The following is a 16490-nucleotide window of genomic DNA, read 5'->3' as shown; positions in this document are numbered from 1 at the left end:
CCGTATTGACCGGCGCTCCTAACGGCGCCGGGCAATACGGGGCCCGCCCATGCGAAAACCAAGTTGTTAGGATGCGCCAGCTGGCTAGAGCTCGACCGGCACCCATTCGTCGTGATTGCAGATAAAAGCCTCGGGATCCTCGACGCTAAAGAAGACGAGCGTGGGGTCGTTAGGCCCCTCATAGTGCTCGCCCAGGTGCTCTAGATGCTTCCACCCGGCTTCGCGCATTTCGTCTAAAGCCCGGTCATCCAAGCCGGCACGCCCGCGCAAGATGAGCCAGCCATGGCCCGGCCACCAACTCGTGGCCTCAAAGCGCTGATTTTGCAGCAGCTCTTGCCACACGTCTTTGGTGCGCGCCGTCACAAACCACAGCTTACCGTCCTGAATCTGAGCAAACGAGAACGGACGCACATGCGGCTGCCCATCCACGCTCGTCGCCAGATACCACGCCGGCACCGACGTCAGATACTCCAAAACCGTATTCAATCCGTCCACGTTTCCTCCTGTACTAGCTAGTTTGGGAACCTGGTTTGTGCGAGCTAGAGCTCCAGGCGCTCCTCGCTGCCGTCGATATCACAGAAGCGCGCAGCAATGTTGCGGACCGAAAAGAAAGCAAGGCGGCCGTCGTTGGCACTCTCGTGTTCCTCGCCAATGCCCACCATGTGCTTAAAACCCGCTTGACGCACCTTGTCGCTCGCAACTGCGTCGTCCTCAAGTGCGGCTTCGCCGGTCAATACGATCCAACATTCCCCCGGCTTCCAGCCCGAGAGCTCAAACTTGGGATTCGCGCTCAGCTCCGCCCATACATCCTTGTCGCGCGACGTGCAAAACCACAACTTACCGTCATCGACCATGGCAAACGAAAACGGCCTCACGCGAGGCTGATGCCCGTCGGCCACATCGGTCGTGGCCAGATACCACGCCGGAATGCGCCTGAGATACGAACAGGCGCGCTCAAGCTGAGCCGTGCGGTCGTTGTCGGTCATAGGGACCCCTTTCTTGCGCTCGAATCGCGCCTAAACAAGTTGAAGATTGATGACGATGACGCAGATGAGCAGCAACGCCGTCACCACCGCCGCCAACGCATCGCCGCGGCCAAACGTAAGCGCATGCAGGCGCGTGCGGCCCTGCTCGCCATGATAGCAGCGTGCATCCATGGCAGCAGACAGCGTCTCGGCATGGCGGAACACGCCGGTGAACAGCGGGATCGCCACACTGCCGAGCATGCGTACGCCACCGAGCGGACCGCCCGTCACGCGCGCTCCGCGACTTGCCTGCGCATCGGCCGTCTGTTTCATCTCTGTGGCGAACTGCGGCATAAAGCGCAACGCGATGCCCATGATCATGCCGAGCTCATGCGCGGGGAGCCCCACGTGTGCAAACGGTGCGAGCAGACGCTCAAAGCCCGCGGTGAGGTCGAGCGTCGGCGTGGTGAGTGTAATGGCGCTCATGCCGGCCATCATCAACGTCAGACGGCACGCCATAAACGCCGCAGAACGCAGCGAGCCCTCGCTCACCTGCAAAAAGCCAAGCTGCCACAGGATGCGCCCACTCTGATCGGTAAACAAGTTGAGCACCGCGACCACGACGACGATTGCCAGCAGCGGCGCCATCGACGACAGAACGCGACGAACCGGCACCCGAGACACGGCATAGATCAGCACGACAAACATTGCGACAGGGGCCAGTCCGCGGAAGCCGCCGACGGTCAGCGTCGTGATCAGAAACACAAAGCCCAAGAGCAACTTAGTTCGCGGGTCCAGGCGGTGGATCGCACTATCGCCGGGATAGTAGCTGCCAAACGAAAACGCCTCCATTAGCAGCCCTTCTCTCGCGCGACCGTCTTGAATTTAGCAATGTCCGCGACGTTAGAAGGACCGCCCGAGCAACCGATTAGCAGGTCCACCAACTCGTCTGCCAGCGACTCAACCGTATAGAGGCCGTCAAAGCGCAGCGGCACGCCCGCCTCCGTAAGCGCCAGCGCCATACGCTGGGCGGCGGGAACGCCCAAGCCGATTGATTTAAGCTCATCGGCATGCGCAAAAACCTGAGCGGGCGTGCCCTCGGCAAACACCGCGCCCTCGTTCATCACGACAATACGGTCGCAGCAATTGGCCAGGTCATCCATACTATGCGAAACCATGACAACGGTCAGGCCATCGCGGTGAAGTCGATCGATAAGCTCAAGGAAATCCCTGCGCGCAGCCGGATCGAGCCCCGCCATGGGCTCATCGAGCACCAGGACTTCGGGCTCCATGGCGAGCACGCCGGCGAATGCCACACGCCGTTGCTGACCGCCCGAAAGCTCAAAGGGACTCTTGTCGCCGACCGTGGAAAGGTCGAGGCCCACGCGTGAGAGCGATGACTCGACACGACGGTCGACTTCATCTTGCGGCAAGCCAAGGTTATGTGGACCAAACGCCACGTCCTGCGCCACGGTTTCGGCAAACAGCTGACGCTCAGGATATTGAAACACCACGCCGACCTTGGCCTTAACCGCGGCGGCGTCTTTCTTGTTTGACAGATCGAGCCCCAGCGCGCGAACGGATCCCTCCTGGGGGCGAATCAAACCGTTGAGATGCTGGACCAGCGTCGACTTACCCGAACCGGTATGACCTGCCAAGCCCAGGAACTCGCCGCGACGCACCGTCAGCGATACATCGCGCAGCGCCCACGGGCTGCTTGGGTCGTTTCCCCAAAGGGCTTGTTTGTTCGATTTGCCCGCAGTGGCCGAGCGCTTATGCCAGCAGCGGCGCTCGCGCGGACTGAGCGAATAACTGTACGAAACATGGGATAGCTCGATGACGGGCTCCGACGCGTTGCCCTCGTTGTCTACCGGAACAGTGCCGTCAGCGATTTCCGACTGGGATACGGAAGACTGCCCCGCGATGCCTGCCCCACTTCGCTCGGCATAAGCCTGCGCAATCTCGGCGACCATATCCGCCTCACGTACCTGCGCGCAAACGGGCACGCCCTCCGCACGAAGTGCCATGCCCAAACGGCACGACTCTGGCATGTCAAGGTTGAGCTGAACGAGTTCATTCGCCCGCGTCAGAATCTCATCGGGCGTGCCCAGCATGGCAACTCGTCCCGTCTGAAACACGGCGACACGATCGGCCTCGGCAGCCTCCTCCATAAAGTGCGTAATCATCACGATGGTCATGCCGCGAGCGTGCAACGCGCGGCAAGCCTTCATGAGGCCCTTGCGTCCACGCGGATCGAGCATCGAGGAAGCCTCGTCCAATATGAGCACGCGCGGTTCCATGGCGAGCACGCCGGCAAGCGCCACGCGCTGCTTTTGGCCGCCCGAAAGCGCATGGGTCTCGTGGCGCTCAAAGCCCACCAGGCCCACACCCTTCAGCGCCTCGCGTACGCGCTGCGCAATTTGCGCCGATGGCACGCCAAGGTTTTCGGGACCAAACGCAACGTCATCTTCGACAAGCGTTGCCACCAGCTGGTCGTCGGGATTCTGGAATACCATGCCCGCGGTCGAACGAATGTCGTAGACCAGCTCGGGGTCGGACGCATCCATGCCGTTGATGCGTACCGTGCCCGCATCGGGCTGCAACAGCGCATTCAGATGCTTGGCAAACGTCGACTTGCCCGACCCATTGCCACCGAGGATGCAGAAAAACTCGCCGTCCTCGATATTCAGATCGACGCCGTCGAGCGCCGGTACGGCACCGTCATAGCTAAAGGAAACGCCCCGACACTCAATCATGCGCGGCCTTTGACCTGGTCCTTTTTAGGCGTGATGAGGTTGGAGACCGCTTTATACACCGCCAGTGTCAACACCGAGTTAAGCACGGTCTTGATAAGGTTGAACGGCAGCACGGCAGGAATCATGAGCGGGGCGATCACATCGACCGAGCCATACCAGAACCATACGCCAATAGTAAGGTTTGCGACCATAGACAGCGCCGTAGCGGCAATGACGCCGAGCGCCAGGCCAATCACGGCACCCTTGTAGGTGTGCATCTTCTGATAGACGATAGCCGCAGGCAGAATATAGCCCAGCGTGGCAACCAAGTTCATAAGCGCACCGACCCAATCGCCCGTGGTAAGCGCATGGATAACGATAGCCATAGCGGCAACAGCGGTACCGGCGCCGGGACCATACGCAAATCCACACACCATCGCCGGCACCAGCGACGGGTCATACGTCAAAAACGGCGCCGAAGGAAGGATGGGCAGCTGCACATACATAAACAGGGCGCCCAAGGCGCACATCAGCGCCATGGTAACGAGCTGTTTGGTGCTCCACCTATTCGTGTTCTCAAAATGGATATGCTGCGACTGTTCAGACATAAGATCACCTGCCTCTTTCATCCGGACTCTAACCGTTGGTACTGGGATCTCACCAGTTCAGCCGGCATGCGAACCAACACACGCACGGGTCGCGGACTCATCGGCTCGGTCGCAGGCACCTCGCCTGTGCCACGGCGCCCCTTTGGCACCGCCCGATTTACCGCCAGTGGGGAATTCCACCCCGCCCTGAAACAGCAATTGCAAGTGTAGCACGAGCAGGTTCTCGCGCAAGTATGCCAAGGGTAATTTGTGGCGGAGATCAGTTGCCAAAGCAACCACGTTCCCCACCCATCCCAAAGCAACGCGCCTTTCGCGCAAAGCGCGAAACAGCGAAGGGGACACGCATCCCTATCGACCACATCCTTCTCCGCCCGCCGGCCTCAAGGCCGTAAACGCAGGGAATCCGGGGGCGGGACGGGGACTTCTCTCCGGAATATTCCGCAGGACGCAAAGAGGCTCCGCAGCGCGAAGCGCGATGCGGAGCCTCTTTGCATGTCCGAGGACGTTCCGGAGAGAAGTCCCCGTCCCGCCCCCGGATTCCCGGTGGGAGTTCTAGACCTTGTCGGCCTTAGTACATACCGCCGCCCTGCTGACCAGCGGTGGCAGCAGCGATAGCATCCTCAAGCTGAGTGTTCTTGGGCACATCGGAGACAGTGGCCTCGGTGATGAGAATCAGGCTGGCGACAGAAGCAGCGTTCTGCAGGGTGACGCGGCTGACCTTGACGGGGTCGAGGACGCCCATCTCAATCATGTCGCCCCACTCGCCGTTGGCAGAGTTGAGACCCTGGCCGGCAGGCAGCTCGGCAACCTTGTCGACCACGACAGCGCCCTCAAAGCCAGCGTTCTTGGCGATGGTAGCGACCGGAGCGGTCAGAGCCTTCTTGACGATGTCGACACCGATCTTCTCCTCGGGGTCGTCAAGCTCAACGGCGTCGAGCGCAGGAGCAGCGTCCATGAAGGCGACGCCGCCACCGGCGACGATGCCCTCCTCGACAGCAGCGCGGGTAGCCTGCAGGGCGTCCTCGACGCGATGCTTGATCTCCTTGAGCTCGGACTCGGTAGCAGCGCCGACCTTGATGACGGCAACGCCACCGGAGAGCTTGGCCAGGCGCTCCTGGAGCTTCTCACGGTCGAAGTCAGAGGTGGTGTTCTCCATCTCACCCTTGATCTGAGCGATACGAGCGTCGATGGCCTCCTTGGAGCCAGCGCCGCCGACGACGACGGTGTTGTCCTTGGAGATGGTGACGGACTTAGCGGTACCGAGCATATCGGCGGTGATGTCAGCGACCTTCACGCCCAGCTCGTCCAGGGCAGCCTGGCCACCGGTGAGGACGGCGATGTCCTCGAGAATGCGCTTGCGGCGATCGCCGTAGCCCGGGGCCTTGACGGCGCAGACGTTGAGGGCGCCACGGATCTTGTTGAGGACCAGGGTCGGCAGAGCCTCGCCGTCGATGTCCTCAGCGATGATGAGCAGGCCACGGCCAGCGCGCTGGACAGCCTCGAGAACGGGCATGATGTCCTGAACGCTGGAGATCTTCTGGTCGGTGATGAGGATGTACGGATCCTTCATCACGGCCTCCATGCGGTCGTTGTCCGTAACGAAGTAAGCGGAGACATAGCCCTTGTCGAACTGCATGCCCTCGACGGTGTCGATGGTGATGTCGAACGTCTGGGAATCCTCGACGGTGATGACGCCGTCCTTGCCCACGACCTCCATGGCCTCGGCGATCTTCTCGCCGACCTCGGGGTCACCGGCAGAGATGGTACCGACGGAAGCGATCTGCTCCTTGGTCTCGACCGGCTTGGCCTGCTTCTTCATCTCGGCGACGGCGGCGTTAACGGCCTTGTCGATGCCGCGACGGATGGCCAGCGGGTTGGCGCCAGCGGCGACGTTGCGCAGACCGTCGTTGACGATGGCCTGGGCGAGCAGAGTTGCGGTGGTGGTGCCGTCACCCACGGTGTCGTTGGTCTTGGTGGCAACCTCCTTCACCAGCTGAGCGCCCATGTTCTCGATGTTGTCCTCGAGCTCGATCTCCTTAGCGACGGAAACGCCGTCGTTGGTGATGGTCGGGGCACCGAACGTGCGCTGCAGCGCAACGTAGCGGCCCTTGGGGCCCATGGTGACGGTAACGGCGTCGGCCAGAGTGTTGACGCCCTTGGCAAGCTTAGCGCGGGCATCGGTGTTGAACGTAATGTTCTTTGCCATGGTAGGTAATCCTCCAAAAGAAATGTGACTCGCGTCGCCGCTTCCGAGTCCTATGCGGCGGACGCGTTCAAAGACGAATCAGAGATTCTGACGAGACTAGGCCTCGACGACAGCGTAGATGTCGTCGGCGCGCATCAGCAGATACTTCTCGCCGTCGACCTTGACCTCGTTGCCACCGAACTTACCGTAGATGACAACGTCGCCGACCTTGACGTCCATGGGGATGCGCTCACCCTTGTCGTTGACCTTGCCGGCGCCCACGGCAACGATGGTGCCGCGCTGCGGCTTCTCCTGAGCGTTGCTGGCGATATACAGACCAGAAGCGGTCTTCTGCTCGGCCTCGTCGGGCTTGACCAGAACACGATCTGCAAGCGGCTTCAAAGACGACATGCTTGTCTCCTCCTTTTTGGGCCGCGCGGTTATACCACGCGAATTAACCCTTTTTGTTTGCGTACGCGTTGAATGGTACCCACGAATGGCGGGTTATACAACACGGAGTCAAAAAATCTTTTTTTTTGGCACTTAGATTTTCTGAATGCCGGGGGATAACTTAGCGGTGGCTCCCGTGTGGCTCCGGAGGGGCGGGGCATAAGGTTTCCTGCTCGGGCAGTCCTGCTCGCACGAAGGCCACATTAAGTGGCCTTCGGCTCGTGCGGAACTCGCGATAAACCTTATGCCCCGCCCCTCCGGAGCCACACGGGAGGCAGGTTAACTAATTCGAGCCCGGCATTCAGAAAAGTTAGTGCAGCAAAATGGCGATGCGGATAGCGACATGGGCATGGTTTTCGTTGCGCGCACGGGTCCCCTGGGGAGCACTGTGCATTTTTGGGAGTTTTCAGCAGGCCGGGACAAATGCATACGCACCGGGCGCATCTAATTAGTCCCACGGTAGCCTTCGGCCGGCGATTTGGGTCGGCAGACGGGCCTCGTCGAGACAAACAAGCATGCCTCGCGCCACGTCGGACCCCAAAATGACGTCGATCTCCGCAATGCCACCCGACTGCAGCGGCACCGGCAGAGCTCGCGGTGCTGAATACTCCGTTTTTTGCACGGCACGGGCGGGGGTACATCAGGATCAGGAAGAACATCCCAGCCTTTTTTATGCAATCTGTAATGGGAAGTATGCAAAACACCAAGAAACAGCATTGCTGATGTCCGAATTGAGCGCGGGGCAGCGGCGCCTCCGCCCCGCGCCCAAATCCAGCAGAGCGGGGACGCTCCCAGCGGACCCCCATTGGCAAACAAACGCGGCTCGAGCGCCATCCCAAAATAGGCTGCACGAGCCGCGTTTAACGGTACGACATGAATATTAGCGCTCGTAAATCAAGTTGCCCGCCAGGTAGGCGGCCTGAACCTTGGTGGCCTGGAGGTCTTGAGGGTCAATGGTGAGCGGGTTTTGGTCCAGGACTACCAGATCGGCGTATTTGCCGGGCTCCAGGCTGCCGAGGTTTTGCTCGTCGCCCGCTGCGTACGCGCTGCCAAGCGTGTAGTTGCGCAGGGTCGTTGCCGCGTCGATACGCTCGCTCGGCAACCAGCCGCCCTCGGGCCAGTGGCTGCGGGGGTCCTGGCGCGTGATAGCCGTGTAGAGCACATTCATGCTGGTAACGGGCGTAATAGGGCTGTCGGTACCGAAGGCTTGGCGAATGCCGCGCTGCTTATAGGTCGCAAACGGCCACATGATGCGGCTGCGCTCCAAGCCCAGGTCGCGCTCCGGACCACCCGGGTCGAGTGTAATGTGGCAGGGCTGGCTCGAAGCAACCACGTTGAGCTTGCGCAGGCGGTCGATGTCCTCGGGCAGAAGGTTCTCCAGGTGCTCGAGCGTGTTATGGCCGTGCTGGGGCAGCCCGTACAGGTCGGAGGCCTCCTCAAAGATATCGAGCGCGGCATGAATCGCACCGTCGCCGATGACGTGGATGCGCACGGTGTGGCCGCGCTCCGCGGCCGCCAGAACTAGCTTGCGCATGCGCTCGGCGGGAACCGTCAGACGGCCCTGGTCGCCCGGGAAGCGCGGATTGGTATAGGGCTCGGTGAGATATGCCGTGTGTTCGCTCGACACACCGTCGAAAAACTGTTTAAAGCCTGGCGCCGAGAGCAGCGCGTTGTTTGCGTAGCGGGTCTGGAGTTCTTCCAAGCGCGACTGGTCATCCAGCAGCGTGGGGAACAGATGGGCTCGGATGCCCAGCTTGCCGGCTGCCTGCAGTTTGTCGTAGACGTCGTCGCGGATAAAATCGCAGCCCGGCATGGGCATGAGCGACATATCGCAGATCGAGGTGATGCCCTGCTCGGCCATGCGCCTCATTTGATCGGCGTAAGCGCTTGCGATGCGATCTTCGCCCAGCCACTCAAGACAGCGCGGCAACAGCTGCATGGCAGCCGCTTCGTGAGCAATGCCCGTGAGCTCGCCGTTTGCGTCCTTGTCGTAGCTGCCGCCCGCTGGCGGCTCACTGTCGCGCGTGACGCCGAGTGCCTCGAGTGCGCGGCTGTTGAGCCAAAGCGTATGCCCGTCGCCCGAGTACATAACGCAGGGACGATCGGGGAATGCCGCATCGAGCGACGCCTTGGTAGGATGCTCGGGCGGGTCCCAACGGTAGTCGCGCCAGCCCTGCGTCACAACCCAAGCGTCGTCGGGCAGGTCCTGGGAAAACTCGAGCGCGTGCTGCACCAGCGCCGCCTCTGACGTGCCCATATCCATGAGCATGTACGGCGAGGATCCGACCGAGGTATGGAAGAAGTGCAGATGAGCGTCATGGAAACCGGGGCAGACAAACTGCTCGCCGTAGTCGAGAACCGGCGTGGCGGCGGGAGCGGCGGCGATCACGTCATCGGGCGCACCGACTGCGACGATACGGTCGCCTGCGATGGCAATCGCCAGCTCGCGGGCGGTATCGATGCCGTCTTGCGCGGTAAAGACGTTCTTGGAGCGGATAATCCGATCGATATGTTGCATGGGCATCCCCATCTCTGGCAGGAAATTCAACACCCCCGAGTGTACTCCCCCGCCCTTGTAACAAAACCCCAAGCGGCAAACGGCAACTTTACCAGCCCTAGCGGCAGGTGGCATACTGGAGAGAGCCTGTACGATTTTGCGATCAACCCAGCAAGGAGCAAATCGACCATGACGAAGACCAAGGCACAGCAGATTATGGCGGCGACCGAGGCTCGCGCGGCTGACGACGTCACCGCAGCCATCAAAGATATCGCTACCGAATTTGAACCATATATCATCAAGCAGCGCCGGCACTTCCATAAGCACCCGGAGCTGAGCCTTGCCGAGGAGCGCACGACCTCCGACATCGCCAACCAGCTTGACGCCATGAATATCCCCTACGAGCGTCCCCTTAAGACGGGCCTTGTGGCGACCCTTCGCGGCACCGCGCCGGATGCCTACCGCGAGGACGGCACGCCACGCCGCCGCATCCTGCTGCGCGCCGACATCGATGCCCTGCCCGTCACCGAGCAGACCGGCGAGGAGTTCGCCAGCGTCAACGAGGGCTGCATGCACGCCTGCGGCCACGACTGCCATATCGCCATGATGCTCGGAACGCTGCAAATCCTGCGCCATATGACCGACGACATCCACGGCGAAGTCCGCATCGTATTCCAGCCCAGCGAGGAAAACGGCCAGGGCGCTAAGCTCATGATCGGCACGGGTGTGCTCGACGGCGTCGATGGCGCCTACGCCGCGCACATCTGGAGTGAGGTCGACGCCGGCACCGTGAGCTGCGAGCCCGGACCGCGCATGGCCAATACCGACTGGTTCCGTATCGATGTACGCGGCACCTCGTGCCACGGCGCCATGCCCCAGCGCGGTCACGACGCCGTCATGGTGGCCGCAGAGATCGTCAACGCCCTGCAGACCATCGTCTCGCGCGAGATCAGCCCCTACGAGCCGGCTGTCATCACCGTCGGCGAGCTGCACGGCGGCACCGCACGCAACGTTATCGCCGGCACGGCCTACCTCGCCGGCACGGTGCGCACCTACGGCGATTCGACCCACGAGGAAATGCCGGAGCTTATGCGCCGCATCGTGGAGCATACCGCGGCCGCCTTGGGCGCCGAGGCAGAGCTCACCGACTACACCATCGCCAACTACAAGGTCGAAAACGACGCCGCCTCGAGCGAGCGCTGCCGTCAGGCTGTAATCAAGTGCCTGGGCCCCACCGGCCAAAGCCATTATCGCGGCACGCTTTCGGGCGAGGATTTTTCGGAGTACCTGCGTCGCGTACCGGGCGTGCTCGCCTTTGTAGGCACGCGCAACCCCAAGATTGGCGCCACGTACGCCCAACATTCCTGCTTCTACAAGATCGACGAGACCGTGCTGGCAAAGGGCTCCATGGTGGCCGCCCAGTATGCTATCGACTTTTTGGCCGAGCCCACGCAAGAGGAGCTCGACGGCCCCGCGATTACCGCGGTCGCCGAAACCAACCCCGATCTGGCCGCCAAGTTGCGCTCTGCCAAGGCGACGACCGCCGAGGCTCGCGACGCCATCCATGATGCCCGAACGGCTCGCCATGCCGCGATCAAGGGCATCCACGACGCACGCGCCGCTGCACGCCGCGAGGAGAAGCACGACGAGTAGTCGATTCGCTGGCATCTCGCAGTCATAGCCACATCGCGATGTCAAAGCGGGGGCGGACGTTTCGACACGTCCGCCCCCGCTCATTCTTCAAGCGCTATTTCTACTATTTCTACCCCGTCCCCAAATGGCAGACGGCATGGCTACTCGTCCTGAGGTTCCTCGTCGGAGCTTGGCTCGGACGCCGACTCAGGTGCAGGTGCCGGCTCAGGCTCAGGCTCAGGCTCAGGCTCGGACTCAGATGCCGTCTCAGACTCGGGCGCCGGCTCAGGCTCGGTCGCGGGAGCGGGTGCAGGTGCCGGCGAAGCATCCGGAGCACCGTAACCCGAAGGAGCGGACTTCTTCTCGAAGGGCAACACAAAAGTCAGGACGTCGTCCTTATCCTCATCGGCCCACTCGCTTGCATAGCGTGCGGCCCAATAGCCAACGGCACGGTGCTTGAGCATCTTGCCAAAGACCGTAAGAAATACGGTGACGAAAGCGACCAGCACCAAGAACAGCGCGAGCGTGACGCCACCGCCGGTAACGATTGCCTCAATACCCGTAGGACGATAGTAGTAGCTATACATACCGACAGAGGCAATGGCGCCAAAGACGACCGTCAAGATCCATGTGACAACGTTGGCAACCAGGCCCGTCAAAAACTCGGGAAGGAACGAAGCACAGAACAGCTTGGTCTTGTTGTGCTTAAAGGCCGCCCAGACCTTATCGAGCGAAAACGCGCTCTCGACGCGCCCGGTCACCGCAAAGTGCATCACGGCAATGTCGGCGAACATCTTAAAGAAGACACCCAGAATCGCCGAGGCAATTAGCGCCAGGACAAGCAGGCCGAGCGAACCGAACAGCGCAGCCTCGAGCGCATAAGAGCCGTAATAAGAATACGAGCCCGCGGCGCCAATTACCACGCCCTCCACCAGCGAAAGCACTACACCGATAACGGGAATGGCAGCGATAACCTCGAGCACGACCGAAATAACGCTCGAAAAGACTCCAAGGCCAAACGATGTGGAACGCATCAACGGACGATCCATGCCGTCATCGACCTTGAGCGAAAGATCACGGCCCCACTCAATACCAAAGCCGGAACCGCACACGCTCGCAATGCAAGCTGCCAAAAAGCCGATGGCAGCCGCAATGCCGCCAATAACGGGAATAAACAACACGAGCACCGACACAACGCAAATCAGCGCCGGCAAAAACGCGATTTGGCATACACGCTGAAGCACGCCCGGAGTCTTGGTCATATCTTGGAACGCCTGAGCCACACAGCCCTTTGGCACATTCGCCACGGGCGGCTGCGGAACAAACTGCTGGGGCTGAGGCTGTCCCTGGGGAGCGGGGCCAGCGGCACCGGCATTAGGAGCACCACACACGCCGCAGAACTTGTCGTTATCGCCCATGGGGGCGCCACACTGCGAGCAGAACATAGAATCATCCCTTCGTATCTTGAACGAATCACTTGGATCGCAAACGATGTCTTTAGCATCATTATTGCCCAATGGGGGGTCAAATACTCAAAGATGACCGATTTGCAAGGTACACGGCGCCAGCAGGCGGTTCGTTGAATACGTCTGTGCTAGTTCGTTCCGCGGAAGCCCTTGCCGACGATCTCGGAGCTGTCGACGATCGTGATAAAGGCACCCGGATCGACTTCGCGCGCATAGCGGCGCAGTTGCACGGCCTCGCGACGGCTCAGCACGCTCATGATCACCGTCACACACTTGCCCGAGAAGGCACCGTAGCCCCGGCTGATGGTCGCCGTGCGGTTGAGATGCTTGACGATAAACTCCTCGACCTTAAGGGGTTCGGAGCAAATGACCGTGCAGACCTTACGAAGATGGATGCTCTCAATGGCTTTGTCGACCACAAGCGTCTTGGCAAACAGGCCGAGCACGCAATACAGACCGACACGCGGGCCATACAAAAAGGCCGCGATGGTCACGATGCCGATATCGACCAGTAGGAGGGCGCGGCCAATCTCGAGCGTGGTGCGGCGTTTGAGGATCATAGCGAGAATGTCCGTGCCACCCGTCGAGGCGCCGATGTCAAAGACGATGGCACTGCCGAGCGCCGGCAAGATGACGGCAAAGCACAGGTCGAGCCACATATCACCCGTCAGAGAGACATCGGTCGGAATGAAGAGCTCAAACAGCGAGACGTAGGCGGACAGCGCAAACGAGGCGAAGACGCTCCAAAGAATCGCCTTGCGCTCCAAAAAGATAAAGCCCAAAACGACGAGAACCGCGTTGATAATCCACATAAAGACGCCGACGGGCAGAGTCGGGAACAGCGTGGACAGAATGACCGACATGCCCGAGGTGCCGCCAAAAGCAAAGTGATTAGGGGTTTTAAACGCAACGATGGCAAAGGCCGTAAGAATCAGACCCAGATTGAGCTCGGCAAAAAAGCGCGGGAAGCCTGGCTCCTGGCTGCGCTTTTGGCCGGCACGCTCGCCGCGCTCGATATCGGTGCGATCAACCACGCGCTCCATCGGCACTACGGGAGGACGATGCATCTCCTCGGCAGCACGCGATGCCGCCTCTGCCGCGGCGGCCTCAATTGCCCATGCCTTGCTTTCTGTTTCGTGCTCGTCGGCCATTACGGCAACCCCTCGTTAACAATTTGGAAACAATGCGCCCATTAGGGTAACGCGGAACGCGACGATTGCAACCCCTAGTTAGACGAGCGGTATGCCTACATCGGGGGGCATACAAATAACGGCCGGCCACGCTTTTGCTTGCGCGGTCGGCCGTTTAACGTTTTCGCAGATAAAACCTGCCAAAACAAACCTGCCCCTTTTTGGAAGGTTACTCGTGCTGGCTGGTGCGGTGCTCGTACTCCTCGGGGGTGATGACGTCCTCGATGCGCAGGTTGACGCCCGCCACCTCAAGGCCGGTCATCGCGGCAAGGCGCTCGGTGATACGCGCCTTGACATCGTCGAAGATCGCGGGCGCATAGGCGCCGTACTCGATAATGACGGAGATGTTGACGACCACGCGATTGTCATCGGTGACCTCGACCGTCACGCCCTTGGTCAGGTTCTCGGCACCAAACTGCTCCTGCACAAAGTGCATGAGGTTACCCTTCATGCCCAAAACGTGCGGAACCTCGCGGGTGGCCATGGCAACGATCTTCTCGATCACACCGTTGGAATAGGTCAGCGAGTCCTCGGACTCGTCTGTTTCCTCATCATCCTCGTCCGCGTCATCGGCGGACTCGGCCTCGACGAGAGTCTCGTCCTCGAGCGTCACATCCTCAGCTTCGGCGACGACCGCCTCGTTCTCCTCGAGCTCGGTATCGGCTACATCGACCTTCGTATTAAAAGCCATGGTTCCTCCTTATGCCTGCCGCGGATGCGACAGTCGAATACATATTAGCGACCGCTAAACAGACGGCCGAAGAAGTTGACGATCCCGTTCTCGCCGTCACGAATCTGGCCAATCACGGCGCCGATCAGCACGAAGAATGCAATGACGAGCGTGTCCCACAGGCCGAGCGTGAGCACCAACACGGCAAGGATAAAGCCAGCGACGGCACCGAGCGTGGTGTTGGGATGACGCACAGCATAGCTCCAGATGGCAGCGCCCGTACCCTTGATGAGACCCATAGCCTCGTCAAAATCCGCGGCCGCCGCGTCTTGTAACTCGGTTGCCTCTGCTTTGGAATCAACAGGTTCGCTCGCCGGTGTGGCGCTCTGGTCAATCGTCAGGCGCGGCGTACGAGCGGTCTTATCTTGATTGGTATCACTCACCGGAAACCTCCACGGTCTGGACGGTAGTCTTGGACGGCAAAAAACGGACGCGCGTGGTCGTACCCGGCGTGCCGAGCATGGTGTCGCAAGCTTCCTCGATGCGCTGCTGCATCGCGGTAGCCAGAGATGCCACGTCCTTATCGTCAAGCGCGATAGCCTCGACCTTAAATCGGACGTGCGAATCGTCGGGGCCTTGGACGCGGGCCTCGACATGCTCGACCATCACGCGGTCGTCGCGCTCGGCAGCAGCCCTGGCACACGAAGAAAGCGCCGCAAGGGTAACCTCGATATTGCGCTCCCCCGCCGGATGCACGCAGGACGGCTCGCGACGAGCAAACATCAGGCGAAAGAAGCTTACCAGCACGCCGATCGCCACAACTCCGCCGCATGCCGTCACGACAATGCGCGGCATGGGGTCGCGCATCAGCAGCATAAAGCGATACGTATACGGCCCCCAAAACTGGCAGACAAGCGTACCCAGCGCCACGATGGCGGCGGCAAGATACACAATCGCTAGGGCTCGTTTGAGTACGCGCACGTGGCGCTCCCTTCAAATCTCGGCTCTCGAAATGCAAAACGGTTCGCATCATTATAAAAGAGCCGGGTCCGGTGCTCTACGCACGCGGATCCGGCTCATCTATTCCACGAGGCTTGCATGCTCGCTTCATTATGCCCAGATATGCACGGCTTAACCCGTGCGGGCGCTACTCCTCCTCGAGGGCAGCGATGACCTCGTCGGTCATGTCCATGGTGCTGTAAACATCCTGGACGTCGTCGAGCTCCTCAAGACGGTCGATGAGGCGCTGAACCTTCTTGGCGTCGGCGCCGGAGACCTCGGTCGGGGTGGTCGGGACCATGGTGGTCTCGGAGCCCTTGACCTGGACGCCCTGCTCCTCGAGCGCCTTGGAGACAGCCATGACCTCGTTGGCAGTAGTCCAGACGATCCACTCCTCGCCGGCATCCTCGTAGTCCTCGCCACCGGCCTCGGCGATGGCCATCATGAACTCATCCTCGTCACCGGCAGCACCGTTGGCGATCATGGTCTCCTTCTTGGCGTTCTCGTCCAGGATCTCCTTGGCGACGACGATCTGGCCCTTACGCTCAAACTGGAAGGCGACGGAGCCGGAGGTGCCCAGGTTGCCACCAGCGTGGGAGAAGGCGGAACGGACATCAGCGGCGGTACGGTTGCGGTTGTCGGTCAGGCAGTCGACGTAGACGGCGACACCGGCGGGACCGTAGCCCTCGTACACGATGTTCTCGTAGACGGCAGCGTCAGCACCCGAACCAAATGCCTTGTCGATAGCGGACTTGATCTTGTCCTTGGGCATGGACTGAGCCTTGGCCTTGGCAACGGCAGCGGCGAGGCTGGCGTTGTTCTCGGGCAGCGGGTCGCCGCCGAGACGGGCAGCAACGGTGATGTTGCGGCTCAGCTTGGAGAAGAGGGCGGAACGCTTGGCGTCCTGCGCGCCCTTACGATGCTTGGTTGTGGCCCACTTAGAGTGTCCGGACATACGTGTCTCCTATCGGTTTCGACCTAAAGCCCAGCGCAGATGCTCGGGCAATATAAACAAACGTCGTTATGATATACCTACTGGCCTGCGAGATAAACCCCAAAATGAAGGCGTCGTGATGATGCAGCCCCTTAATGC

The 16490-nt window shown here is 60.8% G+C and carries 15 protein-coding genes and 1 riboswitch; of the genes, 1 reads left to right on the top strand and 14 read right to left on the bottom strand.

Going from position 1 to position 16490, the window contains the following annotated elements:
• Positions 1–84: 84 nt before the first annotated feature.
• From PMX60_RS08550 to PMX60_RS08515, 8 genes are all read right to left on the bottom strand, one after another.
• Positions 85–495, bottom strand: a complete 411-nt coding sequence (locus PMX60_RS08550) for a pyridoxamine 5'-phosphate oxidase family protein (RefSeq protein WP_117745769.1) — start codon at positions 493–495, stop codon at positions 85–87.
• A 44-nt stretch (positions 496–539) separates the two neighbouring features.
• Positions 540–986, bottom strand: a complete 447-nt coding sequence (locus PMX60_RS08545; RefSeq protein WP_117648255.1) for a pyridoxamine 5'-phosphate oxidase family protein — start codon at positions 984–986, stop codon at positions 540–542.
• Between the two features lie 30 nt (positions 987–1016).
• A complete protein-coding gene (locus PMX60_RS08540) occupies positions 1017–1817 on the bottom strand; it encodes an energy-coupling factor transporter transmembrane component T family protein (protein WP_271747562.1) in 801 nt (266 codons plus the stop codon).
• Entirely contained in the window at positions 1817–3721 is a 1905-nt protein-coding gene (locus tag PMX60_RS08535) for an energy-coupling factor transporter ATPase (protein ID WP_271747561.1), read from the bottom strand. The genes PMX60_RS08540 and PMX60_RS08535 overlap by 1 nt, the downstream gene beginning before the upstream one ends.
• On the bottom strand, positions 3718–4308 hold the full coding sequence (locus PMX60_RS08530) for an ECF transporter S component (protein ID WP_117655907.1): 591 nt from the start codon (positions 4306–4308) through the stop codon (positions 3718–3720). Before PMX60_RS08530 ends, PMX60_RS08535 begins: the two co-directional genes overlap by 4 nt.
• 5 nt (positions 4309–4313) lie before the next feature.
• Positions 4314–4506: riboswitch (FMN riboswitch) on the bottom strand.
• A gap of 370 nt (positions 4507–4876) precedes the next feature.
• Positions 4877–6514: a chaperonin GroEL gene (gene groL / locus PMX60_RS08525; RefSeq protein WP_022094352.1), complete on the bottom strand. Its 1638-nt coding sequence runs from the start codon at positions 6512–6514 to the stop codon at positions 4877–4879.
• A 96-nt stretch (positions 6515–6610) separates the two neighbouring features.
• Positions 6611–6904 (bottom strand): co-chaperone GroES, encoded by a 294-nt coding sequence (groES, locus tag PMX60_RS08520; protein ID WP_022094351.1) that lies wholly within the window; start codon positions 6902–6904, stop codon positions 6611–6613.
• A 919-nt stretch (positions 6905–7823) separates the two neighbouring features.
• Entirely contained in the window at positions 7824–9467 is a 1644-nt protein-coding gene (locus PMX60_RS08515) for an amidohydrolase (protein WP_271747560.1), read from the bottom strand.
• 162 nt (positions 9468–9629) lie between these two features.
• On the opposite strand from PMX60_RS08515, the gene PMX60_RS08510 reads away from it, so the two are divergent.
• On the top strand, positions 9630–11093 hold the full coding sequence (locus PMX60_RS08510) for a M20 family metallopeptidase (protein WP_271747559.1): 1464 nt from the start codon (positions 9630–9632) through the stop codon (positions 11091–11093).
• A gap of 140 nt (positions 11094–11233) precedes the next feature.
• On the opposite strand, the gene PMX60_RS08505 is transcribed toward PMX60_RS08510, so the two are convergent.
• The 6 genes from PMX60_RS08505 to PMX60_RS08480 all read right to left on the bottom strand — a co-directional run bounded on the left by PMX60_RS08505 (position 11234) and on the right by PMX60_RS08480 (position 16352).
• A complete protein-coding gene (locus tag PMX60_RS08505; protein ID WP_271747557.1) occupies positions 11234–12517 on the bottom strand; it encodes a zinc-ribbon domain-containing protein in 1284 nt (427 codons plus the stop codon).
• 149 nt (positions 12518–12666) lie between these two features.
• Positions 12667–13689, bottom strand: coding sequence for a YitT family protein (locus tag PMX60_RS08500; protein ID WP_271747556.1), 1023 nt, complete (start codon positions 13687–13689; stop codon positions 12667–12669).
• A gap of 208 nt (positions 13690–13897) precedes the next feature.
• Complete coding sequence (locus PMX60_RS08495) at positions 13898–14419, bottom strand: Asp23/Gls24 family envelope stress response protein (RefSeq protein WP_271747555.1); 522 nt, start codon at positions 14417–14419, stop codon at positions 13898–13900.
• Between the two features lie 44 nt (positions 14420–14463).
• Complete coding sequence (locus PMX60_RS08490; protein WP_040358983.1) at positions 14464–14841, bottom strand: DUF2273 domain-containing protein; 378 nt, start codon at positions 14839–14841, stop codon at positions 14464–14466.
• Positions 14834–15379: an Asp23/Gls24 family envelope stress response protein gene (locus PMX60_RS08485; RefSeq protein ID WP_271740111.1), complete on the bottom strand. Its 546-nt coding sequence runs from the start codon at positions 15377–15379 to the stop codon at positions 14834–14836. The genes PMX60_RS08490 and PMX60_RS08485 overlap by 8 nt, the downstream gene beginning before the upstream one ends.
• Positions 15380–15545: 166 nt before the next feature.
• Entirely contained in the window at positions 15546–16352 is an 807-nt protein-coding gene (locus tag PMX60_RS08480; RefSeq protein WP_006234926.1) for a YebC/PmpR family DNA-binding transcriptional regulator, read from the bottom strand.
• Between the last annotated feature and the right edge of the window lie 138 nt (positions 16353–16490).

The organism is Collinsella aerofaciens (assembly GCF_028206995.1).
GTDB classification, from domain to species: domain Bacteria; phylum Actinomycetota; class Coriobacteriia; order Coriobacteriales; family Coriobacteriaceae; genus Collinsella; species Collinsella aerofaciens_AQ.
The sequence above is the reverse complement of the archived record's forward strand: the minus strand, read 5'-3'. Positions and strand labels throughout refer to the sequence as shown.

Coding starts and splice junctions, on each gene's coding strand:
- PMX60_RS08510 (WP_271747559.1), top strand. CDS start 9,630: ATGACGAAGACCAAGGCACAGCAGATTATGGCGGCGACCGAGGCTCGC.
- PMX60_RS08480 (WP_006234926.1), bottom strand. CDS start 16,352: ATGTCCGGACACTCTAAGTGGGCCACAACCAAGCATCGTAAGGGCGCG.
- PMX60_RS08495 (WP_271747555.1), bottom strand. CDS start 14,419: ATGGCTTTTAATACGAAGGTCGATGTAGCCGATACCGAGCTCGAGGAG.
- PMX60_RS08515 (WP_271747560.1), bottom strand. CDS start 9,467: ATGCCCATGCAACATATCGATCGGATTATCCGCTCCAAGAACGTCTTT.
- groL (WP_022094352.1), bottom strand. CDS start 6,514: ATGGCAAAGAACATTACGTTCAACACCGATGCCCGCGCTAAGCTTGCC.
- PMX60_RS08540 (WP_271747562.1), bottom strand. CDS start 1,817: ATGGAGGCGTTTTCGTTTGGCAGCTACTATCCCGGCGATAGTGCGATC.
- PMX60_RS08535 (WP_271747561.1), bottom strand. CDS start 3,721: ATGATTGAGTGTCGGGGCGTTTCCTTTAGCTATGACGGTGCCGTACCG.
- PMX60_RS08545 (WP_117648255.1), bottom strand. CDS start 986: ATGACCGACAACGACCGCACGGCTCAGCTTGAGCGCGCCTGTTCGTAT.
- groES (WP_022094351.1), bottom strand. CDS start 6,904: ATGTCGTCTTTGAAGCCGCTTGCAGATCGTGTTCTGGTCAAGCCCGAC.
- PMX60_RS08500 (WP_271747556.1), bottom strand. CDS start 13,689: ATGGCCGACGAGCACGAAACAGAAAGCAAGGCATGGGCAATTGAGGCC.
- PMX60_RS08505 (WP_271747557.1), bottom strand. CDS start 12,517: ATGTTCTGCTCGCAGTGTGGCGCCCCCATGGGCGATAACGACAAGTTC.
- PMX60_RS08530 (WP_117655907.1), bottom strand. CDS start 4,308: ATGTCTGAACAGTCGCAGCATATCCATTTTGAGAACACGAATAGGTGG.